Consider the following 19,196-nt stretch of genomic DNA (forward strand, 5'->3'; position numbering starts at 1 on the left):
CGGCGGCCGGGCCGAAGCCGGGTCCGCGCGGCGGCGGGCCACCGGGCGGACGGCCTCCAGGGGGACGGCCACCCGGCGGACGGATGCCGCCGCCCCCGGGCGGGACCAGGACGACGGGACCGTCATCGGGATAGATGACCGGCGGGCGGCGGCCGGGAGGCAACCGGACCACCGGTCCGTCGCCGGGATAGATGATCGGCGGGCGGCCGCCGGGAGGGCGGCCCGGAGGGCGGCCTGGAGGCCTGCTGCCGGGCGGACGGCCAGGTGGCCGGGTCTCGGAGGGACCATCGGTGACATCCCCGGGGCGACCACCCGGGCGGCCCCAGGGCGGACGGCGCCCGGGACGGCCGTCATTCCGACCCACATCGTCGCCATAGCGTCCGCGGGCGGCTTCACGCCCGGGGCGACGATTGCCGGCTCCGGCATCGTCACCGAAGCGACCGCCGCGACCCGGCCGGCCATCGAACCTTTCGCCGCGCATCGGGCCATCGCCGAAACGACCGCCGCGACCACCCTCTTCCGTGAAGCGACCGCCGCGACCACCCTGGTCCGTGAAGCGACCGCCACGGCCGCCACCCTCGCCAAAGCGACCGCCACGGCCGCCGCCATCCATGAAACGGCCACCGCGATCGCCGGGCATGCGCTGCATGGCGCCGCGCGCCGGTCCCTCCATGCGCGAGCCACGGCTGCGGAAACCGCCGCCGCCGCCGAAACCGCCGCCGCCGATGGAGATACCGAACTGCGCCTGGGCCGGGCGCACGTCTGCGGTGATGAGGAAGGTCGAGGCCGCGAGAATCCCGAGGAAACCGGCGACAAGGCCCGTCTTCGATCGCAGGAACGCGGGACGACCGTCAGCGTCGGACATGGCTGCATCTCCCTGGCCGGATGGCATCAAAGCGTGCGCAGGCTAGGCCGGCATTGTTTCTGTTTGGCGGCGCGGGTGGCCGCCGCGGCGGCGAAGGCGGGCGGATCAGGAGGCCGGGCCGACGAAGCGGACGAGGCCGGTCCGGCCGCGGATCGTGACGACGACCCGGTCGAGTTCGGCCGCGGTCATGGTCCCCTCGCCGATTCGCACCCGGTAGAAGCCGCCGGGACGCGGGCCCTCGACGATCGTGCCCTTGACCTGTTCGAGCAGGCGCGTCACCTCGCCGGCCGGTGCATCGGCGGCGAAGCCGACGAGGATATAGGAGCCTTCGGCGCGCGGCGCTGTGGGGGCTGGGCTGTGGGACGCCGTCTGGAACTGGGCGGGACCGGCGATGAAGGACGAGCCGATGACGCCGGCCTGGATGACGAGGGCCAGCGCCGCGGCCCCGGCCGCATAGGCGAGGGTGCGGGGCGAGAGAAGCGCGAGCTTCTCGCCGAGCCAGTCGGCGAAGCCGGCCCTGGCGCGGGCGGCGACATGGGAAAGCTTGGCCGGCTCGGCCTCGACGCGCTTCATCAGCTCGTCGAGGACCCGGGCGGAGGGGCGGGGCGAGGCCTCGGCCAGGGCGAACGAGGCGTCCTGGTCCTCCCGGACGATCTCCAGTTCGTCGCGCAGGGTGGCGTCGGCCTCGAGGGCCGCCTCGACCCGGGCGGTGTCGGCGGCAGACAGCGTGCCGGCGGCATACCAGGGCAGCAGTTCGGAAACCGCCCGGCGCTCTGACATCTCTAGGGAGCTGCGCGTCGTCATGGCCAACCTCGATCGACCCCGGCGCTCTGCATGAGCTCCTGAAGTCTCTTGCGCGCATAGAACATGCGCGTCTTGACGGTGTTCTCCGGTATTCCGACGATCTCGGCCACTTCGGAGATCGATTTCTCCTGATAGTAGACCAGATCGACGATTTCCCGGTGCTCGGGCGAAAGCTGGTCGATGCAGCGGCGAATGGCCTTTGCCTTGTCCAGTTTCTGAGACACCGTCTCGGGCGTGTCCGCATCGTCCGCGATGGCGGCGGCCTGATCGTCGTCCAGTTCCGCTTCCGTCGTCTTCCTCAGCGAGGACAACGCCTTGAAACGGGCCATTCCGAGGATCCAGGTCGAGACGCTTGATCGCCCCTCGAACCTGTCGGCCTGCCGCCACACGTCCAGGAAGACTTCGCCGATCAGATCCTCGGCCTGTCCCTCGTCCTTGATGAACCGGAGGATGAACCGGAACACGCGGACATTGTGACGGGCATAGAGGGTCCGGAAGGCGAGACGATCGCCCTTGGCAACCCGGAGGATGAGATCCTGGTCGCTGTCAGACTGCATCGTCACTCCCGAGCCGGTGGGCTCGCAGCATCAGTCGCGGCAGCCGGCGAAAAGGTTCATGCACCATGGAAGAATCTGTCGGGGATGCGGGATCGGCACGCCACGTACCATGACGAAACGCGACGCTAGGTCAACCTCGCGCCACACCGGCGGGCCTCAGCGGGCGTCGAGGCCCATCTGCCAGAAATCCGCCTCGAGCCGGGAGGCCTTGGCGAAAAGCCCGGCCAGTTCGGCAAAGCGCTGCTCCGTCATGGCCCGCGCCGCCAGTTCGTCGAGGTGACGACGCGCGGCGGCGGCGACCGCCTGATAGCCCTCGCCGGCATATTCACCGATCCATTCGCCATAGGGATTGGCGCCCAGAGCCGCCGGGTCCTGCGCGGCGAGGGTGCGTCCGATCTCCGCGTAGCCGATGACGCAGGGCGCCAGGGCGACATGGAGGTCGAGAAGATCGCCCGCAGCGCCGCAATCGAGAACGAAACGCGTGTAGGCGACCGTGGCCTGATGCTCCGGCGCGGCCTCGATCTGGGCGGGTGTCAGCCCCCAGCGACCGCAGAGCCGGACATGGAGGTCCGTTTCCGCGAGAATGGCGGCGAGCCCGGCCTGGGCGGCGCGGATATCGGCCAGCGTGCGGCTCTTGTAGCTCGCCAGGGCATAGGCGCGGGCGAACTGGATCAGGAACAGATAATCCTGGACCAGATAGGTGCGGAAGGCGGCCTCGGGCAGCGTTCCCGCGCCGAGCCGGCGGACGAAGTCATGGTCCACATAGGAGCGCCAGTCATCGGCCGCAGCCGCCTTCAGCCGGTCGAAGATATCCATGTGCAGCAAGCCTCACGGTCGGGTTCCGCCCTGCTTCTAGGCCATCCGCGCCCGGCCTGTCACCGCCGGCGGGCCGGGGCGGCTGACCCTTTAGCGCGGGATCAGCGCCCAGTAGTCGAGATCGAGGATCACCGCCGGGTCATAATCGTCGCCGGCCTTGAGCGGATATTCGGCGCAGGGCCGGTCCTTGGTGGCGACGGTGCGGATGCGCAGGGCGCCGACATCGTCGCGGCCCGGCAGTTCCTCTACGGCAAGGATCTGCGACCAGGCGAAGACGGTGTCGCCGGCAAAGAGCGGCGCGACATGGCGGCCGCCATTGATGGCGGCGATCTGGAAGCAGTTGGCGAGGCCGTTGAAGGACAGCGCACGGGCGATGGAGATGACGTGGCCGCCATAGATGAGGCGGCGGCCGAAGCGGCCCTGGCCCTCGGTATACTGGTTGAAATGGACCTTGGCGGTGTTCTGGTAGAGGCGCGTCGCCATCATGTGCTCGGCCTCCTCCACCGTCATGCCGTCGACATGGTCGATGCCCTCGCCCGCGACATAGTCGGAAAGGCGGTGGCGCTGACCGGAGAGCGCCGTGTCCCAGGCTTCGGGATCGATCAGCGGGCAGGCATCGCCGAGCTGATCCGGCTCGAGCGCCTTCGGCAGGGCCGGCACATGTTCGGGCGGGGCGGGCGCCGCCTCGTCGCGTTTCCTCACCATGACCCAGCGCACATAGTCCAGGACCTCGTCGCCATGCTGGTTGGTGCCGACGGAGCGGACATAGACGACGCCGGTCTTGCGGTTGGAATTCTCCTTGAGGCCGATCACTTCGGAGACGGTGGAGAGCGTATCGCCGGGATAGACGGGCGAGAGGAAGCGGCAGCCGGCATAGCCGAGATTGGCGACGGCGTTCAGCGAGACGTCGGCAACGGTCTTGCCGAAGACGATGTGGAAGACGAGGAGGTCGTCGACGGGGCTCTTGGGATAGCCGATATGCTTGGCGAAGGCGTCCGACGACTGGACGACGAAACGGGTGCCATAGAGCGCGGTGTAGAGCGCGGCGTCGCCGGTGGTGACGGTCCGCGGCGTGGCGTGGACGAGCCGGTCGCCGAGGCGGAAGTCCTCGAAGAATCGTCCCGGATTGGTCTTGGGCATGGCGCGGCTCCCCTTGTCGCCACCATCTATGCCGCGCTGCGCTGCGAAGTCCAACGGGACAAAGGATGGGGTGGGGGCATCGCTCCAGACTGCACCGAGGCGGCCAGTGACGACACCGTCGCGGCAAGCCGTGTTCACAAGCCCCGCCGCATGGGCTATCGAACGCCACACCCCGCGCAAGTCCCGCACAAGGCGCCCATGGCTCCCACATCCGTCCCCGGCCGCCCGAAACTGATCCTCGCCTCGGCCTCGCCGCGCCGGCTCGCGCTGCTGCAGCAGGCCGGCATCGAACCGGACACGCTGGTTCCCGCCGAGATCGACGAGACGCCCTGGCCGCGCGAGAGTCCGCGCAAGCTGGCAATGCGCCTGGCGCGCGACAAGGCGGCGGAAGCCGCGCGGCGCATCCGCGACGACGCGGAATGGGCGGGCGCGGTGATCCTTGCCGCCGATACCGTGGTCTGCGTCGGCCGGCGCATCCTGCCGAAGGCGGAGACCATCGAGGAGGCCGCCGCCTGCATCCGCCTGCTGTCAGGCCGCGCCCACCGGGTCTATACCGGGCTCTGCCGCGTCGACCAGGCGGGCCGGGTGACGACCAAGCTGGTGGAGACGCGGGTGCGCTTCAAACGGCTGTCGAAGGACGAGGTCGACGCCTATCTCGGCGCCGGCGAATGGCGCGGCAAGGCCGGCGGCTATGCCATCCAGGGCATTGCGGGGGCCTTCGTCGTCTCGCTGGTCGGGTCCTATACCAATGTGGTCGGCCTGCCCCTCGCCGAGGCCGTCGGCCTGATCGGCGCCACGGGCTATCCCGTCACCCTCGGCTGGATCGCCAAGGGCTGAGCCGCGTCCAGGGGATAAGCACCGCCCTTCCCTCGCCGCCCCGTCCCGTGCCATGACCCAGCCGATGAACGCCGAGAACGACAATGACCGTCTGGTCGATCCGCCCAGGGCCTGCCGCATCTGCGGCAAGCCCGCCCTGGTGCGCTTCAAGCCCTTCTGTTCGAAGCGCTGCGCCGATGTCGATCTCAACCGCTGGCTGAAGGGCGCCTATGCCATTCCCGTCGTGGAGAACGAGGGCGAGGACGAGGAGAGCCGCGACTGAGGCGGCCCTACCAGCCGATCGCCCTCGGCAGGCCGAGCGCCAGGACCGGGAAGACGAAGACGATGGCGGTGGCGAGAAACTGCATCCCGACAAAGGGAATGACACCGCGATACATGTCGGCCGTCCGCACCTCCGGCGGCGCCACCGAGCGCAGATAGAACAGCGACCAGCCGAAGGGCGGGGTAAGGAACGAGGTCTGCAGCATGACGCAGATCAGCGTCGCCACCCAGACGAGGTTCGCCCCGCCATCCTGCAGGATGGGCATGAAGAGCGGCACGGCGATGTAGCAGATCTCGATCCACTCGATGAAGAAGCCGAGCACGAAGATGATCAGCAGCATGAACCAGATGTCGGCATAGATGCCACCGGGCACGAAGGCGAACATCTCCTTGACCAGGTCCTCGCCGCCGAGGCCGCGGAAGGCGATGGCGAAGACCTGGGCGCAGATCAGGATGAACATCATCTGCGCGGTGATGACGAGGGTGGACCGCGCCGTGGCGCCGAGCATGGCGAGACTGAAGCGTCCGCCGATCGCCGTGACGAGGACCGCGCCGAGAGCGCCCATCGAGGCGGCTTCGGTCGGGGCCGCGATGCCGCCGATGATCGAGCCGAGAACCGCGACCACGAGCCCGAGCGGCGGCAGGGCGACGCGCAGGAGCTTCACCCAGAGCTGGCGGCGCGAAACCGCGTCGCGCTCGGCCTGGGGAACCGGGGGGACCATGTCGGGGCGGAGCTTTCCGAGGATGAGGATATAGGCGACATAGATGCCCGACAGCAGGAGGCCGGGCAGCAGCGCCGCGGCGAAGAGCGTGCCGACGCTCTCGTTGAGGATGTCGGCGAGCAGGATAAGGATGAGGCTCGGCGGAATGATCTGGCCGAGGGTGCCCGAGGCACAGATGACGCCGGCGGCGAGGCCCTTGTCGTAGCCGCGGTTCAGCAGGGTCGGCAGGGTGAGGAGGCCGAGGGTGACCACCGTCGCGCCGACAATGCCGGTCGTCGCCCCCATGACGATGCCGACGAGGATGATGCCGATGCCGAGGCCGCCCGAGAGCGATCCCGCGATCAGGCCGACCACCTCCATGAGGTCTTCCGCCAGCCGCGACTTTTCCAGCATCACCCCCATGAAGACGAAGAGGGGAATGGCGAGCAGCGTGTAGCTCGTCACCACGCCGAAGATGCGGTTCGGCAGCAGGTTGAACAGGATCTCGCCGAAGCCGAGAAAGCCGAAGACGAAGCCGGTCAGCGCCAGCGTCAGCGCCACCGGCAGACCCGCCAGCAGCAGCACGAAGAACGACACCAGCATGCCGATGGCGAGCATTTCATTGAGGGGCATGGAACCGGTCCGGTCAGTCAGGCGCGCAGCCGTTCGGCGGCCCGGAGGGCATCGCCGAGGCTCTGCAGGGTGAAGATCGCAAAGCCCAGGGGAATGAAGGCCTTGAGGGCCCAGCGCCAGGGAATGCCGCCGGGATTGGCCGAACCCTCGTCGATCCGCCAGGACTGGCCGACATAGCGCCAGGACAGGATGATGACGACCAGGCCGAACAGGATGCCGAGCATGGCGGCGAAAAGCTCGATGGCGACCTTCAGCCGTTCCGGATAGGTGGCGAAGAAGATGTCGACCCGGACATGCTCGCCATGGCGGATGGCATAGGCCATGCCGAGCAGGCAGATCGGCACCAGCAGGTGCCATTCGAGCTCCTGGGCCCAGACCGAGCCGGTGGAGAACAGGTAGCGCAGCAGGACATTGGTCGCCATGACGACGACCAGCGCACAGCAGCAGGCGGCAGCAAGGAGGCCGGCGGCATCGACGACCCGGTCGATGCCCCCGGCAATGCGCGCGGCGAGGCTCACGAGGGGCGCACCTTGGCGTGATAGACGCCCTCGGAGAGCGCCGTCCATTTCGCGTATTTGGCGTAATAGGCGAAATAGCTGTCGTGGACCTTTTTCACGAGCGGATCCGTGAGGCCGGCCTCGAGCACCTTGTCATTGGCCTTGCGCAGCTCGTCGACGACGGAGTCCGGCAGGGGCCGGGCGACCACCTGGTGGTTGGTGACGAGATCGTCGAGGGCCTCGGCATTGTTCTTCTGGGCCCAGGCCTCGGAGACGACATTGCAGGCGGCGCAGGCATTCTCGACGATGGCCTTGAGCTCGTTCGGCAGGCGGTTCCAGGCCGTCTTGTTGATGGCCACCTCGGAGACGGTCGCCGTCTCGTGCCAGCCGGTCGTATAATAGTTCTTGGCGACGCGGTGCAGTCCGAGCTGGCGGTCGAGGAAGGGGCCGACGAATTCGGCTGCGTCGATGACGCCGCGCTCGAGGGCCGGGAAGATCTCGCCGCCGGGGAGCAGGCGCACGTCGACGCCGAACTGCTGGTAGACGCGGCCGGCGAGGCCGGGGATGCGCATTTTCAGGCCGCGCAGGTCGGCGATGGATTCGATCGGCTTGCGGAACCAGCCGGTCATCTGCACGCCGGTATTGCCGCAGGGGATGGGCACGAGGTTGAAGCGATCGTAGGTCTCGCGCCAGAGATCCATGCCGCCGCCGTCATAGAGCCAGCCGTTCATGCCCTGGAAATTGAGGCCGAAGGGCACCGCGGTAAAATATTGCGCGGCGAAGCTCTTGCCGGTCCAGAAATAGGAGTTGCCGTAGTTCATCTCCACCGTGCCGGCGGAGGCGGCGTCGAAACCCTCGAAGGCCGGGACGAGCTCGCCGGCGCCGAAGAACTGGATGCGCAGGCGGTTGCTCGACATGGTCTGGATGCGCTGGATGAGATCGGTCGCCGATCCCGGCCCGACCGAATAGAAGGCGGCGCGCGGGCCATAGGCCGAGGTCATGCGCCAGGTGAAGGTGGCCTGGGCGGTGACGACATGGGGCGCGGCAAGCGTGGCTGCGCTGGCGAGGGTCGCTGTCTTGAAGAAGTCTCTGCGTCGCATCGAGGGCTCCTGACGGGCGGAACGATATCCACCGCCAGGATCGCAAGGCCCGTGCCAGCACCCCCGCCGGCGATTTTGTTCCACATATCAGACATTTGCTGCAGAAGGCGCTCCTTGCAGCGTGGAAGAACGCCTGACTACGCGCTGCGCACACTGGTCAAATGCTCAGCAAAGCGCCGGTGCAACCCGACCGCGATGCCTCAGAGCATTTCGAGCGGGCGTCGGCGCGTCGGCGGTGGAAAGGCCGCGTCGATGGCGGCGAGGTCGGACGGCGTCAGGACGAGATCGGCGGCGGGGCGGTTCTCCGCCACATGGGCGGGCGTGCCCATCTGGGGGATGGCGACGACGCCGCCCTTGCGCAGCGTGAAGGCGAGCGCCACCTGCGCCGGCGTGCACCCTTGATGGCGGGCGGCGATGGCGGCGAGCGCGGGATGGCGGGGCAACCGGCCCTGTTCGATCGGCGAATAGGCCATGATGGGAATGCCACGCGCGGCCTGCCAGGGCATCAGGTCGAATTCGATGCCGCGCCGGCCGCAATTGTAGAGCACCTGGTTGACGGCGACGCCTTGGCCGCCGGCGGCGAGGAGAGCCTCCAGACCGTCGACGTCGAAGTTCGAGACGCCCCAGTGGCGGATCTTGCCGTCGGCCCTGAGCCGTTCGAAAGCCGACACGGTCTCGGCCAGGGGGATGCTCCCCGGCCAGTGCAGGAGGTAGAGGTCGAGCCGGTCGGTGTTCAGCCGGCGCAAGGAGGCCTCGCAGGCGGCGACGGCGCTGTGGCGGCCAGCATTGTGGGGATAGACCTTGGAAACCAGAAAGGCCTCGTCGCGCCGGCCGGCGATGGCCTCGCCGATCAGTTCCTCGGAGGCGCCGTCGCCGTACATCTCGGCGGTGTCGATCAGCCTCGTGCCGGCATCGAGGCCGGCCTGGAGCGCTGCGATGGCGGTCGCCCGGCGCTCCGGCCGGTCGGCGATGGTCCAGGTGCCCTGGCCGAGGACGGGCAGCATGTCCCCCGTCGGCAGGCTCAATGTCGGTACGGGCTGGGTCATGAACGGCTCCTCGTCGGGAGCCGGGCTCCGGACCTTACTGCTGCTTGGGAATGTTAGCGGCCGCGACGACCTTTGCCCATTTCTCGGTTTCGTTCTTCAGGAAGGCGCCGAACTGCGCGGCGGTCTGGGGCGCCGGCTGGGCGCCGAAGCGCTCGAATTTCTCGATGGTCTCCGGTTCCCTGAGGGCCCGGCTCATGGCGGTGTTGAGGACAGCCACGGCATCGGCGGGCGTGCCCTTGGGCGCGACAATGCCGGACCAGGAATAGGCCTCGTAGCCGGGCAGGCCGGCCTCCGGCATGGTCGGGATGTCCGGCAGGATCGACAGGCGGGCCGGGCTGATGCCGAGCGCCTTGACGGTCTTGGCCTGGACCTGGGGCACGGCGGTCGGGCCGTCGGAGAACATCAGCTGCACGTGGTTGCCGAGGAGGCTGCTCATGGCCGGGGCGCTGCCGCGGTGGGCGACATGCAGCATGTCGGTGCCGGTCATGCTCTTGAAGAGCTCACCGGCCAGATGCGTGCCGCCGCCGACGCCGGCCGAGCCAAAGCTTAGCTTGCCCGGATTGGCCTTGGCGTAGGCCGCGAGCTCGCCGACATTGTTCACCGGCAGCGAGGGATGGGCGCAGACGATGATCGGGAAGATGCCGGCGCCGCTGACTGGCACGAAATCCTCGAGGAAATTGTAGGGCAGGCTCGCCTTCAGGCTCGGGTGGACCGAGTGGTGGATGGCGCAGACCAGCAGAGTATGGCCGTCCGGATCGGAGCGCTGCACGGCCTGGGCCCCGATCACCGCATCGGCGCCGGGCCGGTTTTCGACGATGACCGTCTGGTTCCAGTATTCCGAGATCTTCTGGCCGATCTGGCGGGCGGTCAGGTCGACCGGACCGCCGGGCGGGAACGGAACGACCAGCGTGACCCGCTTGGACGGGAAGGCCTGGGCCCGGGCCGGCAGGATCGAGGCGGCCGCGACGCTCCCGAGGGTGGCGAGAACGGTGCGGCGGCTGGCGGTCGTCATGGGCGGGTGTCCTCCGGGCAGGCTTTCAGAAATGAAACGCCATTTCAGGTCGCGCCGCAACTTGGCCGGATGGGAGGGGCCACGGCTCCCAAACGACCATGGCCGGGACGAGGCCCGGCCATGGTGCAAGCTGGTGTTGAGGCGGCCTGCCCCGGCCGGGGGCCGCGGGTCAGTCGACCTTGGCGCCGGCGGCGCGGACCACCTCGGCCCAGCGCGGAATTTCCCTCGCCATGCGCGCCTGCAGTACCTCCGGCCCCTTCATCGTGGCCAGGGCGCCGAGCTCCTCGAAACGCTTCACGAAGGCCGGATCCTGGCCGATCTTGATATGGGCATCGACCAGACGCCTGGTGATGGCATCGGGCAGGCCCTTCGGGGCGATCATGCCGGACCACGACGTGACGTCGAAATCGGCGACGCCGCCTTCGATCATGGTCGGAATCTCGGGCAGGCCGGGCCAGCGCTTGGCCGTGGATACGGCGAGTGGCTTGATCGCCCTGCCCTGGATCTGGCCGATAATGGTCGGCAGGTTGTCGAACATGAAGTCGATCCGGCCGGCAATGAGGTCCTGAACGGCGACGGCGCCCGTGCGGTAGGGCACATGGAGCGGCTGCATGCCGACCTTGCGCGACAGGAACTCGGTCGACAGGTGGGCCGTCGTGCCGAGGCCGGGCGTGCCATAGGAGGCCTTGCCGGCGCCTTTCGCCTTCACCCAGGCGATGAACTCCTGGACGTTCGACACCGGCGTCTGCGGATTGACGACGAGGACGTTCGGAATCTCGTAGATGTCGGCGATATAGGTGAAATCGGTCAGCGGGTTGAAGGGCAGGTTGCGGTACAGCTCGATATGGGCCGAGAGCGGGCCGATGGTCGAAACGCCGATCGTGTAACCGTCGGGCTCGGCGCGAGCGACGGCATTGACGCCGACATTGCCGGCGGATCCGGGGCGGTTCTCGATCACCACGGTCTGGCCCAGTTCCTTCGACAGGCTTTCCGCGATGACGCGGGCGAGCACGTCGGTGGAGCCGCCGGGCGGAAAGGGCACGATCATGCGCACCGGACGTGACGGCCAGGCCGCCTGGGCGGAGGCGGGGCGAATGGCGGGAGCGGCCAGGACTCCGGCGAGACCGGCAAGTGTCGTACGGCGGGTGATCATCAGCGGCATTTCCTCATGTTTTTCAGTATTTTGACCGGTTACGCCGTGGCGATCCGGGCGCGAAAGCCGGCGTGGCATGCCACGCGGCCCTTGTTGGTGGGCGAATCCTAGCCGGATGCCGGCGCGGGCTGCAAGCCACCTCGCCGCGGGATGCTGGATCACGGCAAGATCAGGAGTGCCGCTATGAGACATGTATGAGGGCCGGCGGACTCTTGCAGCGCTTGCCGATCTTTCCGGGCCGTGGATCGACCGGGTCCCGACACGGCGTCCGCTCCCGGAAATCCCTTCGGCGGCAGCCTGCGCATGATCGCCGGCTTGTGGCTGCCGCCTGTTACATCAACTGCGTAGTGCGTTCCGATGTCACGCGTCAGGGTGTCGCGCGTCCAATCGAAACCATCGGGAAAGGTGTGCGTTGTTGACGAAAAACGTCCTGTCATGGAAACCGCGCAGCCGCACTGGTCCGCCCGAAAGCCTTGCCGATCGGCGACCCGCCCCGGTCATCTTGGCGACAGGCGGAAATCAGGCCCGTTGTCAACAGACGGAAATCAGGCCAGCGTTGTCCTCGCACCGGCGTCCATCTGGAGGACGACGGATAAATGACGCTCGGCGGAAAGCTGAAGCGCAAAAGCGGTTGGAGGATCGCCATGAATCGTGAACGCTCGATCGAAGAACTGCATCGCGACGACCCCGAACGGGCCGACGCGCTCGCCTTCGGCCGCAAGGTCGACGCCACGCGGCGCGGCTTCCTGGGCGGAGCGGGCCTTGCCGCCATGGGGGCCGCGGTCGGTGGTCCCATCGTCTATTCCGCCGCCATGCCGGGCGGCCTGGTTCCGGCCGCAATGGCTCAGACGCCGGCCGTGCCGGCGCAGGCCGCCGCGCCGCGCGGTCCGCAGGTCCTCCAGTTTCCGGGCAAGGACAATGGGTTGATCCTGCTTCAGGACCGCCCGCTTGTCGCCGAGACGCCGGAGCACATGCTCGACGACGCCACGACGCCGATCTCGAAGTTCTTCGTCCGCAACAACGGCCAGATCCCGGACGAGGTCGCCAATCCCGACGCCCACGCGTTCACGATCGAGGGCGAGGTGAACCAGGCCCTGCGCCTGACCGTGGGCGAGTTGAAGTCGCGATATCGCGCGGTGACCTATCGCATGCAGATGGAGTGCGGCGGCAACGGCCGGTCATTCTTCCAGCCGCCGACGCGCGGCAACCAGTGGGGCAATGGCGCGATCGGCGTCGCCGAGTGGACGGGCGTGCCTCTGCGCGACGTCCTGAGGGCGGCAGGCCTGAAGTCGTCGGCTCTGTTCACCGGCCATTTCGGTTTCGATCCGCATCTGTCGGGCACGCCCGGACAGGTCGCCATCTCGCGCGGCATGCCGATCGCCAAGGCGATGGAACGGCATACGATCGTCGCCTTCGCCATGAACGGCCAGCCGATCCCGCATATCCACGGCGGGCCGGTGCGCCTGATCGTGCCGGGCTGGCCGGGCTCGCTCTCGGCGAAGTGGCTCAACCGCGTGCTGGTACGCGCCACGCCGCACGACGGCCCGGGCATGGGCGGCACGAGCTATCGCGTCCCGACCATTCCCATCGTGCCGGGGACGAACGTCGACGGCCGGACGAATTTCCGCGACATGGATTCCATGCCGGTGCGCGGCGTTTTGACCAGCCACGCCAACGGCGCTCGTCTGCCGGCGGGCACGCGATCCCTCGACATTCGCGGCGCGGCCTGGGCAGGGGAACTGGACGTGCAGCGCGTCCATGTCTCCACCAATTTCGGCCAGACCTGGCGCACAATGCGTCTGGCCGAACTGAAGAACAAATATGACTGGCGGCGCTGGTCCGGCCGGATCGCCTTCCCCACCGACGGCTATTACGAAATCTGGGTTCGCGCGCAGAGTGCGAACGGCGTCTATCAGCCGCACGCGCCGGCAAACTGGAACCCGCAGGGCTACGAAGCCAATTCGTTCCACCGCGTCGCGGTGCTGATAGGGTGATGTCGATGAAAGCGATCATGCTCGCCCTGGCGCTCTGCGCCGGGGCTGCCGCGCCGTCGCTCGCGCAGGTTCAGGGCTTCACGCCGCGCGAGGAAAGCCCGGAACAATGGCCGGCGGGCGAGGGCCGGGACGAGACTTTTTACATGTGCACGGCCTGCCACGCGACGGGAATCATCACCCGCGCCGGGCAGACCCGGGAAGGCTGGGACGATCTCGTCACGCAGATGGTGACCCGGCACAATATGGCCGACCCGGACGCGGACTTCCGCAAGCTGATGGTGGACTATCTGGCCCGAGCCTTCCCGCGGGACGCCACGCCCCAGGGCGGCTGGCGCAACCCCTTCGCGCCGACGCGCTGAGGGCGAGGCGGCGGCGCCCCCGCCCCACGCATTGGTGAGGGTTGGGCTGGGGCGGGCGCGGAGCGCTGGCCATGGTGCTGGTCGCCGAGCGGGGGCGGCTGTTCCGCCCGCAGGCCGGGCGATAGGCAAGCGGCTGGACAGGCACCCGACGACACCGGGTTCCGCCCGTACAGGGATGGGCACCAGCCTTATCGGGGCCCTGGCCAACGGGATGCATGCGATCGCCCCAGTGACCTTATGGCACCGGCACCCGGACGAAGATCGCCCACGCCGCTGGCGCGCAAGCAGATCATGGGCGTGGCTCTGGGCCCACCGGTCGGACCGCCTGCCCCATGACATCGGTGCCGACCCTGATTCCCGATGAATCGGTCGCAATCCGTCATGATCAGCAAAAATAATAGATACTCCCAGATAAATTAACGAACGGGAAAGGATGACGCTCTATCCCAAGGTCATCACGGCTGATGGAGGCTCCCTTGTCGCTTCTTTCCAATATTCGCATCACGCCAAAGATCATGGCGCTCGTCCTGACACTGAATGTGCTGGCGATGGCCCTCGCCGGCATCGGCATGTACGCGCTCTCCAGCGTGTCCGCGGACGCGGAACGCGGGATCGTCGCGGGCGAGCGCGCGACGGCCTCCTCGCGCATCACCTCGGCCGTGTCCTATATCGCGCGCGCCGAGGCGGCGATTGCCATCAATCCGACTCCGGACGTCATCCGCGACAACAGTGCGACCGTCGCCGCCCAGCGCCGCGCCATCACCGAAAACCTCGCCAAGGTTCGCGGCAGTTCCGCGCCCGAGGTCATCCAGGCGGCCAACGAAGCGGAAGCCGCTCTCGGCCGCTACTTCGCGCTTGAGGAGAAGACGCTGCAATTCGCCAACGCCATCCGCGGCGCGGCGACGGACGAGCAGCAGCGGACGCTCGCCCGGATGGTGACCGAGGGCCGCCCGACCTTCATGGAAGCGCGGCGCGAGGTGCAGGACCTCACCGCCCTCATGCTGGCGCGCGCCGCGAACTTCCGCACGGCCCTGCAGGCCACCGAGAGCTCCATGGCGATCCTGCTGAAGATCCTCGCGGGCGCGAGCCTTCTCATCGGCGTGACCGCCGGCCTGCTCATCGGCCGCACCGGCATCGCCACGCCCATCCGCACCCTCGCGCGCCAGCTCGAGGATCTCGCGCGCGGGCGCTTCGACATCACCGTCTCCGGCGCCGCGCGCAAGGACGAGGTCGGCGACATCGCCCGCTCGGCGGAGATCTTCAAGGCCAGCGGCATGGAGGCCGAGCGCCTGCGCCGTGAGCAGGAGGAAGCCGAGGCCCGGGCCGAGAGCGAGAAGCGCGCGCTGCTGGACCGCCTCGCCGGCGAGTTCGAGAAGGCGGTGGGCTCGGTCGTCACGTCGGTGTCGGCCTCCGCCGACCAGCTGAAGGGCGCGGCCACCGCGCTGTCGGCCTCCGCCTCGGAATCGGGGGCGCAGTCCAATGCCGTCGCCGCCGCCGCCGAACAGAGTTCCGGCAACCTGCAGACGGTCGCCTCGGCGACCGAGGAGCTCGCCGCCTCGGTGCGCGAGATCGCCTCGCAGGTGGCGCAGTCCACCCAGATGTCGGCCAGCGCCGTCCAGGGGGCCAATGACTCGGCCGTCCAGGTGCAGGACCTCGCCACCAAGGTGCAGAAGATCGGCGAGATCGTCGAACTGATCAGCGGCGTCGCCGCCCAGACCAATCTGCTCGCCCTCAATGCCACGATCGAGGCGGCCCGGGCGGGGGAGGCCGGCCGCGGCTTCGCCGTCGTCGCCGCCGAGGTCAAGGGCCTCGCCGACCAGACGGCCAAGGCGACCACGGAGATCTCCAAGCAGATCGGCGCCATCCAGCAGGCCACGACGTCGTCGGCAGCCGCCATCGACGCCATCGCCCAGACGATCCGGCAGATGGACGCGGTCGCCACCGAGATCGCCGCCGCCGTCGAGGAACAGACCGCCGCCACCGGCGAGATCGCCCGCAACGTGCAGCAGGCGTCGACCGGCGCCTCGGAGATCAATGCCAACATCACCGGCGTCTCGACCGCCGTCGGCGAAACCGGCGCAGCCGCCAGCCAGGTCCTGTCCTCGGCGGAGGCGCTGTCGACCCAGGCCGGCCAGCTCCGCAGCGAACTCGACCAGTTCCTGGTGCGGTTCCGCGCCGCCTGATCCGCCACCGCCAGGCAGGGACGCAAAGGGGAGAGGGCCGGCGACGGCCCTCTCGCCGTTTCAGGGGGCCGTCAGCCGCGGATCGCTCGCGGTGCCGTCATTCCGCCCCATGGGGATGCGACTGTCGTGCCCTGTCAGGAGCGGCGCGGCGGCAATGGCGCCCGCATCATCTTCGGCGGGGCCGGACGCTCGATGGCGATCTGCCGGACGGGGCCGCGCAGCGCCGTCATCTCGCGCAGTTCGGGAAGGCGCGAGGCGCGGGCGAAGGTGTTGGACGTGGTCGCCGGCGCGACGCCGGCAAGGAGCAGCCGCTCCGGCAGGCGCGCCGTCTCAATCTCCTCGACGCGCCGGCGCATGTCGACGGTGAGCCGGCCATAGGCCCGCGCCGTGACGAAATCGCGCGGCTGGTGCGGGAAGCGGCCGCTGCCGCGGAAGACGCGCACGCCGGCCTCGGTCACCACCACGTCGCCCTGGCGCAGGGTGAAATCCTGGGCGAAGCTGAGCCGCGCCAGCCCCTGGGTGATGCTGGCCTGGCAGGAACAGCCCGGCACCAGCCGCTCGCGGAAGCGGAAGGCGTTGGCCATGGCGGTGTAGTGCTGGCCGGTGTCGCTGCGCGCCGTCTCGATCGACCCGTTACGCGATGAATAGAGCCGCACGCTGGCGCCGGGGCACATGGCGCTGCAGGCCTCGGCCTGGGCGCTGCGGCCGGCCCCGGCGGTGACCGGGCCGACGGGGAAGAAATAGCCATCGCAGGAGCGGACGCAGAAGGCCCGCGAGTTGCCGTCCGTGCCGCTGAGCGCCGCCGCCTGGCGGTTCGGCCGGGTGTTCATCTGGCGCGGCCGGTCGGCGGGCAGATGCTGGACCGACGGCGCCGGCCGCTGGCCGAACCAGCCCATGGCCGCCGGGGCGGCCCGGCGGCCGACCTCGCCGCGGGCAATGGCGTAGAATTCGTCACGGTCCTCGGCAACGGTGTCGGAGACCGACAGCAAGGCGAGGACGAGAAGGCTGAGGAGGCCCAGGACGCGGAACATGGACGGGCACCGGTAGCAGAATAAGACTTGACGTAGCGTCACTGCTTAACCTTTCAGCAACCATGGCGCAAGTCCGCCCTGTTGTTAGGGTTTATGGGGCTGGCCTGCTGCCATGCTGCTGACAAAATACGGCCAGGGGCTGTGTAGGGTGCCTGAAACCCGAGGAGGAGATCCCATGGCCCCAAGCCTCACCGCCATCCGCACCGCCGCTGCCGAGGACCCCGAGGTCGAGGCCGTGCTGGCCGAATTCGACGGCGACCCCCGCCGCGCCATCCGTGCCCTGCTCGACGATATCGCGGCCCTGGCCGAGGACGCACCGGCCGAGACCTATTGCGCCGTGGCGACGCGGCCGTCCCCCGCCGCCGGCTGGCCGGCGGAGTGAGGAATCCATCTTTTTTCCTAATTTAGGAATTCTTGCTTGACACGCGTTGCCGCTTCTGGCAGGGTCGGTTCCTGCTGAAGGGGAGGACCGCATGAGACCCGTCATCGTCGCGCTGCTGGCCCTGATCGTCGCGGGTGCCATGGTTCTGGCCGATTTCGCTCTGACCGACCTGGCTCTGGCCGATTTTGCTCTGGCCGACCTGGCCGTACCGCTGCCGGGCGGCACCGGCCTGCCCGCCGATGGCGTCCTGTCGGCGCGCGAGGGCCGTGCCCTGCCCGACAGCGGCGGGATGGCAGGGTTGACGGCGGGTCTGGCCACGGGCCTCAGGCCGCGGGGCGCAGCTTGTGGCGCGCCGGTTTCTGACATATATTCCGACAGGTTTTCCCGTCATTGGAGGTGGCATGCCATGAGTGCCCGGACCGGAAAGGGGATTGCGGCCCAGGCGGCGCGCGTGGAGGCGGTCCGGCGGGGCCCGTCCCGCATCGCCGGCTATTTCGACGCCGAGGGGCTGATCGTCATCGACCGCGTGGCCGACCGCTTCGGTGTGTCCAAGGCGCAGCTCGCCGACACGATGGGCGTGAGCCCGGAGACGTTCCACCGCGCCGCGCGGGCGAAGGCGCCGAAGACGCAGGGGCGCGCCGCCGAGATGATCGAGATCGTCGCGCGGGTGAGCGACTGGGCCGGCGGCGAGAAACAGGCCCTCGCCTGGTATCGCGCCGCGCCGCTGCCGGCCTTCGGCGGGCGGACGGCGGAAAGCCTCGTCAAGGACGGCAAGGCGGCGGCTGTCAGGGACTGGCTCGACCATGTGGCGACGGGCGGCTTCGCCTGAGGGGTGGGGCGGGCCAAGGCGCCGCCCGTGCGGGACAGGGCTCCCGAACCTCAGTCCGTCATGCCCGGGCTTGTCCCGGGGATGAGGCCTCTCCGCAATGGCCACCCGAACCTCAGTTCGTCATGCCCGGGCTTGTCCCGGGCATCCACGACTTCTCTTACTGCTGCGGTGTTCAAGTCGTGGATGCCCGGGACAAGCCCGGGCATGACGCGGTGGGGGTGGTGCTTGGGCATGACGCGGTGAGGCGAACGCCTGTGAACCGGGACGCAGTGCAGGCAGGAGCATGAAGCCGCCACCCCTCCCCCTCACCCGCTATAGCGGCCTCGCCTATCGCGCCCACGACCCGCGCTGGGCCTTCGCGCCGACTTCCGGGGCGGGCGCGGCGATCCATGGCGGGCGGTTCAACCCGAAGGGCCTGGCGGCGCTCTATCTCGCCCTCACCATCGAGGGCATGTTCGCCGAGGTCTCCCACGGCTTCGCCCACCGCTTCCCGCCGCTGACGGTGGTGACCTATGACGTGGACTGCACTGACGTCCTCGACCTCACGACGGCGGCGGGCCGACAAGCCGCCGGCACGGACCTTGGGGCCCTCGGCTGCGCCTGGATGCTGGAGCGGGCCGAGGGCCTGACACCGCCCACATGGACGCTCACGAAGCGGCTCATCGCGGCGGGGGTCGCCGGGGTGGTGGTGCCGAGCTTTGCGACCGGCGCGACGGAGGGGATGCGGAACCTCGTGCTGTGGCGCTGGGGCGGCGAGCAGCAGCGGGTGGTGGCGTGGGATGCGGAGGGGCGGTTGGGGTGAGGCCGGGCGGAGGGGCGCCGGCCCGCCTTTGCGCCCCTCACCGGACTGCCTCCCGACCCTCCGCCCGTCATGCCCGGGTGTGAATCGGCACGCAATATTGACCCCCTGAGCGAGGGGATAGGCGTTCAATTTTGACCCCTTTGGACCATGAGCTTCGCCGTTCATTTTTGAGCGGTGGAGGGGGGATGAAGGGC

Annotated in this window: 19 protein-coding genes and 1 pseudogene; 8 read left to right on the forward strand and 12 right to left on the reverse strand. The window is 68.9% G+C overall.

What is annotated here, in order from left to right; all coding sequences use genetic code 11:
- The 5 genes and pseudogenes from Q0C57_RS20715 to Q0C57_RS20735 all read right to left on the reverse strand — a co-directional run.
- Positions 1–865, reverse strand: a pseudogene (locus tag Q0C57_RS20715) (hypothetical protein); the annotation flags it as partial.
- Between the two features lie 105 nt (positions 866–970).
- Positions 971–1,669 carry a hypothetical protein gene (locus Q0C57_RS20720; protein WP_296579727.1) on the reverse strand — a complete coding sequence of 233 codons (699 nt, stop codon included), beginning with the start codon at positions 1,667–1,669 and terminating at the stop codon, positions 971–973.
- Positions 1,666–2,226, reverse strand: coding sequence for a sigma-70 family RNA polymerase sigma factor (locus tag Q0C57_RS20725; protein ID WP_296579729.1), 561 nt, complete (start codon positions 2,224–2,226; stop codon positions 1,666–1,668). Before Q0C57_RS20725 ends, Q0C57_RS20720 begins: the two co-directional genes overlap by 4 nt.
- A 156-nt stretch (positions 2,227–2,382) precedes the next feature.
- Positions 2,383–3,042, reverse strand: coding sequence for a TenA family protein (locus Q0C57_RS20730; protein WP_296579732.1), 660 nt, complete (start codon positions 3,040–3,042; stop codon positions 2,383–2,385).
- Between the two features lie 90 nt (positions 3,043–3,132).
- Complete coding sequence (locus Q0C57_RS20735; protein WP_296579735.1) at positions 3,133–4,182, reverse strand: MaoC family dehydratase; 1,050 nt, start codon at positions 4,180–4,182, stop codon at positions 3,133–3,135.
- 198 nt (positions 4,183–4,380) lie between these two features.
- Between Q0C57_RS20735 and Q0C57_RS20740 the strand changes: the two genes are divergently transcribed.
- Together Q0C57_RS20740 and yacG are read left to right on the forward strand one after the other, a co-directional pair.
- Positions 4,381–5,019, forward strand: coding sequence for a Maf-like protein (locus Q0C57_RS20740; RefSeq protein WP_296579738.1), 639 nt, complete (start codon positions 4,381–4,383; stop codon positions 5,017–5,019).
- A 52-nt stretch (positions 5,020–5,071) separates the two neighbouring features.
- Complete coding sequence (yacG, locus tag Q0C57_RS20745) at positions 5,072–5,281, forward strand: DNA gyrase inhibitor YacG (RefSeq protein WP_296579739.1); 210 nt, start codon at positions 5,072–5,074, stop codon at positions 5,279–5,281.
- Positions 5,282–5,288: 7 nt separating this feature from the next.
- Here the strand turns inward: yacG and Q0C57_RS20750 are convergent, their stop codons facing one another.
- The 6 genes from Q0C57_RS20750 to Q0C57_RS20775 form a co-directional block, all read right to left on the reverse strand.
- Complete coding sequence (locus Q0C57_RS20750; protein WP_296579743.1) at positions 5,289–6,614, reverse strand: TRAP transporter large permease subunit; 1,326 nt, start codon at positions 6,612–6,614, stop codon at positions 5,289–5,291.
- Positions 6,615–6,631: 17 nt separating this feature from the next.
- Positions 6,632–7,132, reverse strand: coding sequence for a TRAP transporter small permease subunit (locus tag Q0C57_RS20755; protein WP_296579746.1), 501 nt, complete (start codon positions 7,130–7,132; stop codon positions 6,632–6,634).
- The gene (locus tag Q0C57_RS20760; RefSeq protein WP_296579749.1) at positions 7,129–8,211 is read right to left on the reverse strand and encodes a TRAP transporter substrate-binding protein; all 1,083 of its coding nucleotides are present in this window, start codon (positions 8,209–8,211) and stop codon (positions 7,129–7,131) included. The genes Q0C57_RS20755 and Q0C57_RS20760 overlap by 4 nt, the downstream gene beginning before the upstream one ends.
- 200 nt (positions 8,212–8,411) lie before the next feature.
- Positions 8,412–9,257, reverse strand: coding sequence for an aldo/keto reductase (locus Q0C57_RS20765; protein ID WP_296579752.1), 846 nt, complete (start codon positions 9,255–9,257; stop codon positions 8,412–8,414).
- 34 nt (positions 9,258–9,291) lie between these two features.
- Positions 9,292–10,269: a tripartite tricarboxylate transporter substrate binding protein gene (locus Q0C57_RS20770; protein WP_296579755.1), complete on the reverse strand. Its 978-nt coding sequence runs from the start codon at positions 10,267–10,269 to the stop codon at positions 9,292–9,294.
- Between the two features lie 169 nt (positions 10,270–10,438).
- A complete protein-coding gene (locus Q0C57_RS20775) occupies positions 10,439–11,422 on the reverse strand; it encodes a tripartite tricarboxylate transporter substrate binding protein (RefSeq protein WP_296579757.1) in 984 nt (327 codons plus the stop codon).
- A 644-nt stretch (positions 11,423–12,066) separates the two neighbouring features.
- On the opposite strand from Q0C57_RS20775, the gene Q0C57_RS20780 reads away from it, so the two are divergent.
- The 3 genes from Q0C57_RS20780 to Q0C57_RS20790 all read left to right on the forward strand — a co-directional run bounded on the left by Q0C57_RS20780 (position 12,067) and on the right by Q0C57_RS20790 (position 15,958).
- Positions 12,067–13,416: a sulfite oxidase gene (locus Q0C57_RS20780; protein ID WP_296579760.1), complete on the forward strand. Its 1,350-nt coding sequence runs from the start codon at positions 12,067–12,069 to the stop codon at positions 13,414–13,416.
- A gap of 17 nt (positions 13,417–13,433) precedes the next feature.
- On the forward strand, positions 13,434–13,775 hold the full coding sequence (locus tag Q0C57_RS20785) for a hypothetical protein (protein ID WP_296579763.1): 342 nt from the start codon (positions 13,434–13,436) through the stop codon (positions 13,773–13,775).
- A gap of 476 nt (positions 13,776–14,251) precedes the next feature.
- A complete protein-coding gene (locus Q0C57_RS20790; protein WP_296579765.1) occupies positions 14,252–15,958 on the forward strand; it encodes a methyl-accepting chemotaxis protein in 1,707 nt (568 codons plus the stop codon).
- Positions 15,959–16,092: 134 nt separating this feature from the next.
- Here Q0C57_RS20790 and Q0C57_RS20795 read toward each other — a convergent pair whose 3' ends face one another.
- The gene (locus Q0C57_RS20795; protein ID WP_296579767.1) at positions 16,093–16,989 is read right to left on the reverse strand and encodes a DUF2865 domain-containing protein; all 897 of its coding nucleotides are present in this window, start codon (positions 16,987–16,989) and stop codon (positions 16,093–16,095) included.
- 175 nt (positions 16,990–17,164) lie between these two features.
- On the opposite strand from Q0C57_RS20795, the gene Q0C57_RS20800 reads away from it, so the two are divergent.
- The 3 genes from Q0C57_RS20800 (at position 17,165) to Q0C57_RS20810 (ending at position 19,002) form a co-directional block, all read left to right on the forward strand.
- Complete coding sequence (locus tag Q0C57_RS20800) at positions 17,165–17,371, forward strand: hypothetical protein (RefSeq protein ID WP_296579770.1); 207 nt, start codon at positions 17,165–17,167, stop codon at positions 17,369–17,371.
- 406 nt (positions 17,372–17,777) lie between these two features.
- Positions 17,778–18,200, forward strand: coding sequence for an antitoxin Xre/MbcA/ParS toxin-binding domain-containing protein (locus Q0C57_RS20805; protein ID WP_296579773.1), 423 nt, complete (start codon positions 17,778–17,780; stop codon positions 18,198–18,200).
- 283 nt (positions 18,201–18,483) lie between these two features.
- Positions 18,484–19,002: an RES domain-containing protein gene (locus tag Q0C57_RS20810; RefSeq protein ID WP_296579771.1), complete on the forward strand. Its 519-nt coding sequence runs from the start codon at positions 18,484–18,486 to the stop codon at positions 19,000–19,002.
- The last annotated feature ends 194 nt before the right edge of the window (positions 19,003–19,196 follow it).

Source organism: Phreatobacter sp. (assembly GCF_022843985.1).
Classification (GTDB): Bacteria; Pseudomonadota; Alphaproteobacteria; order Rhizobiales; family Phreatobacteraceae; genus Phreatobacter.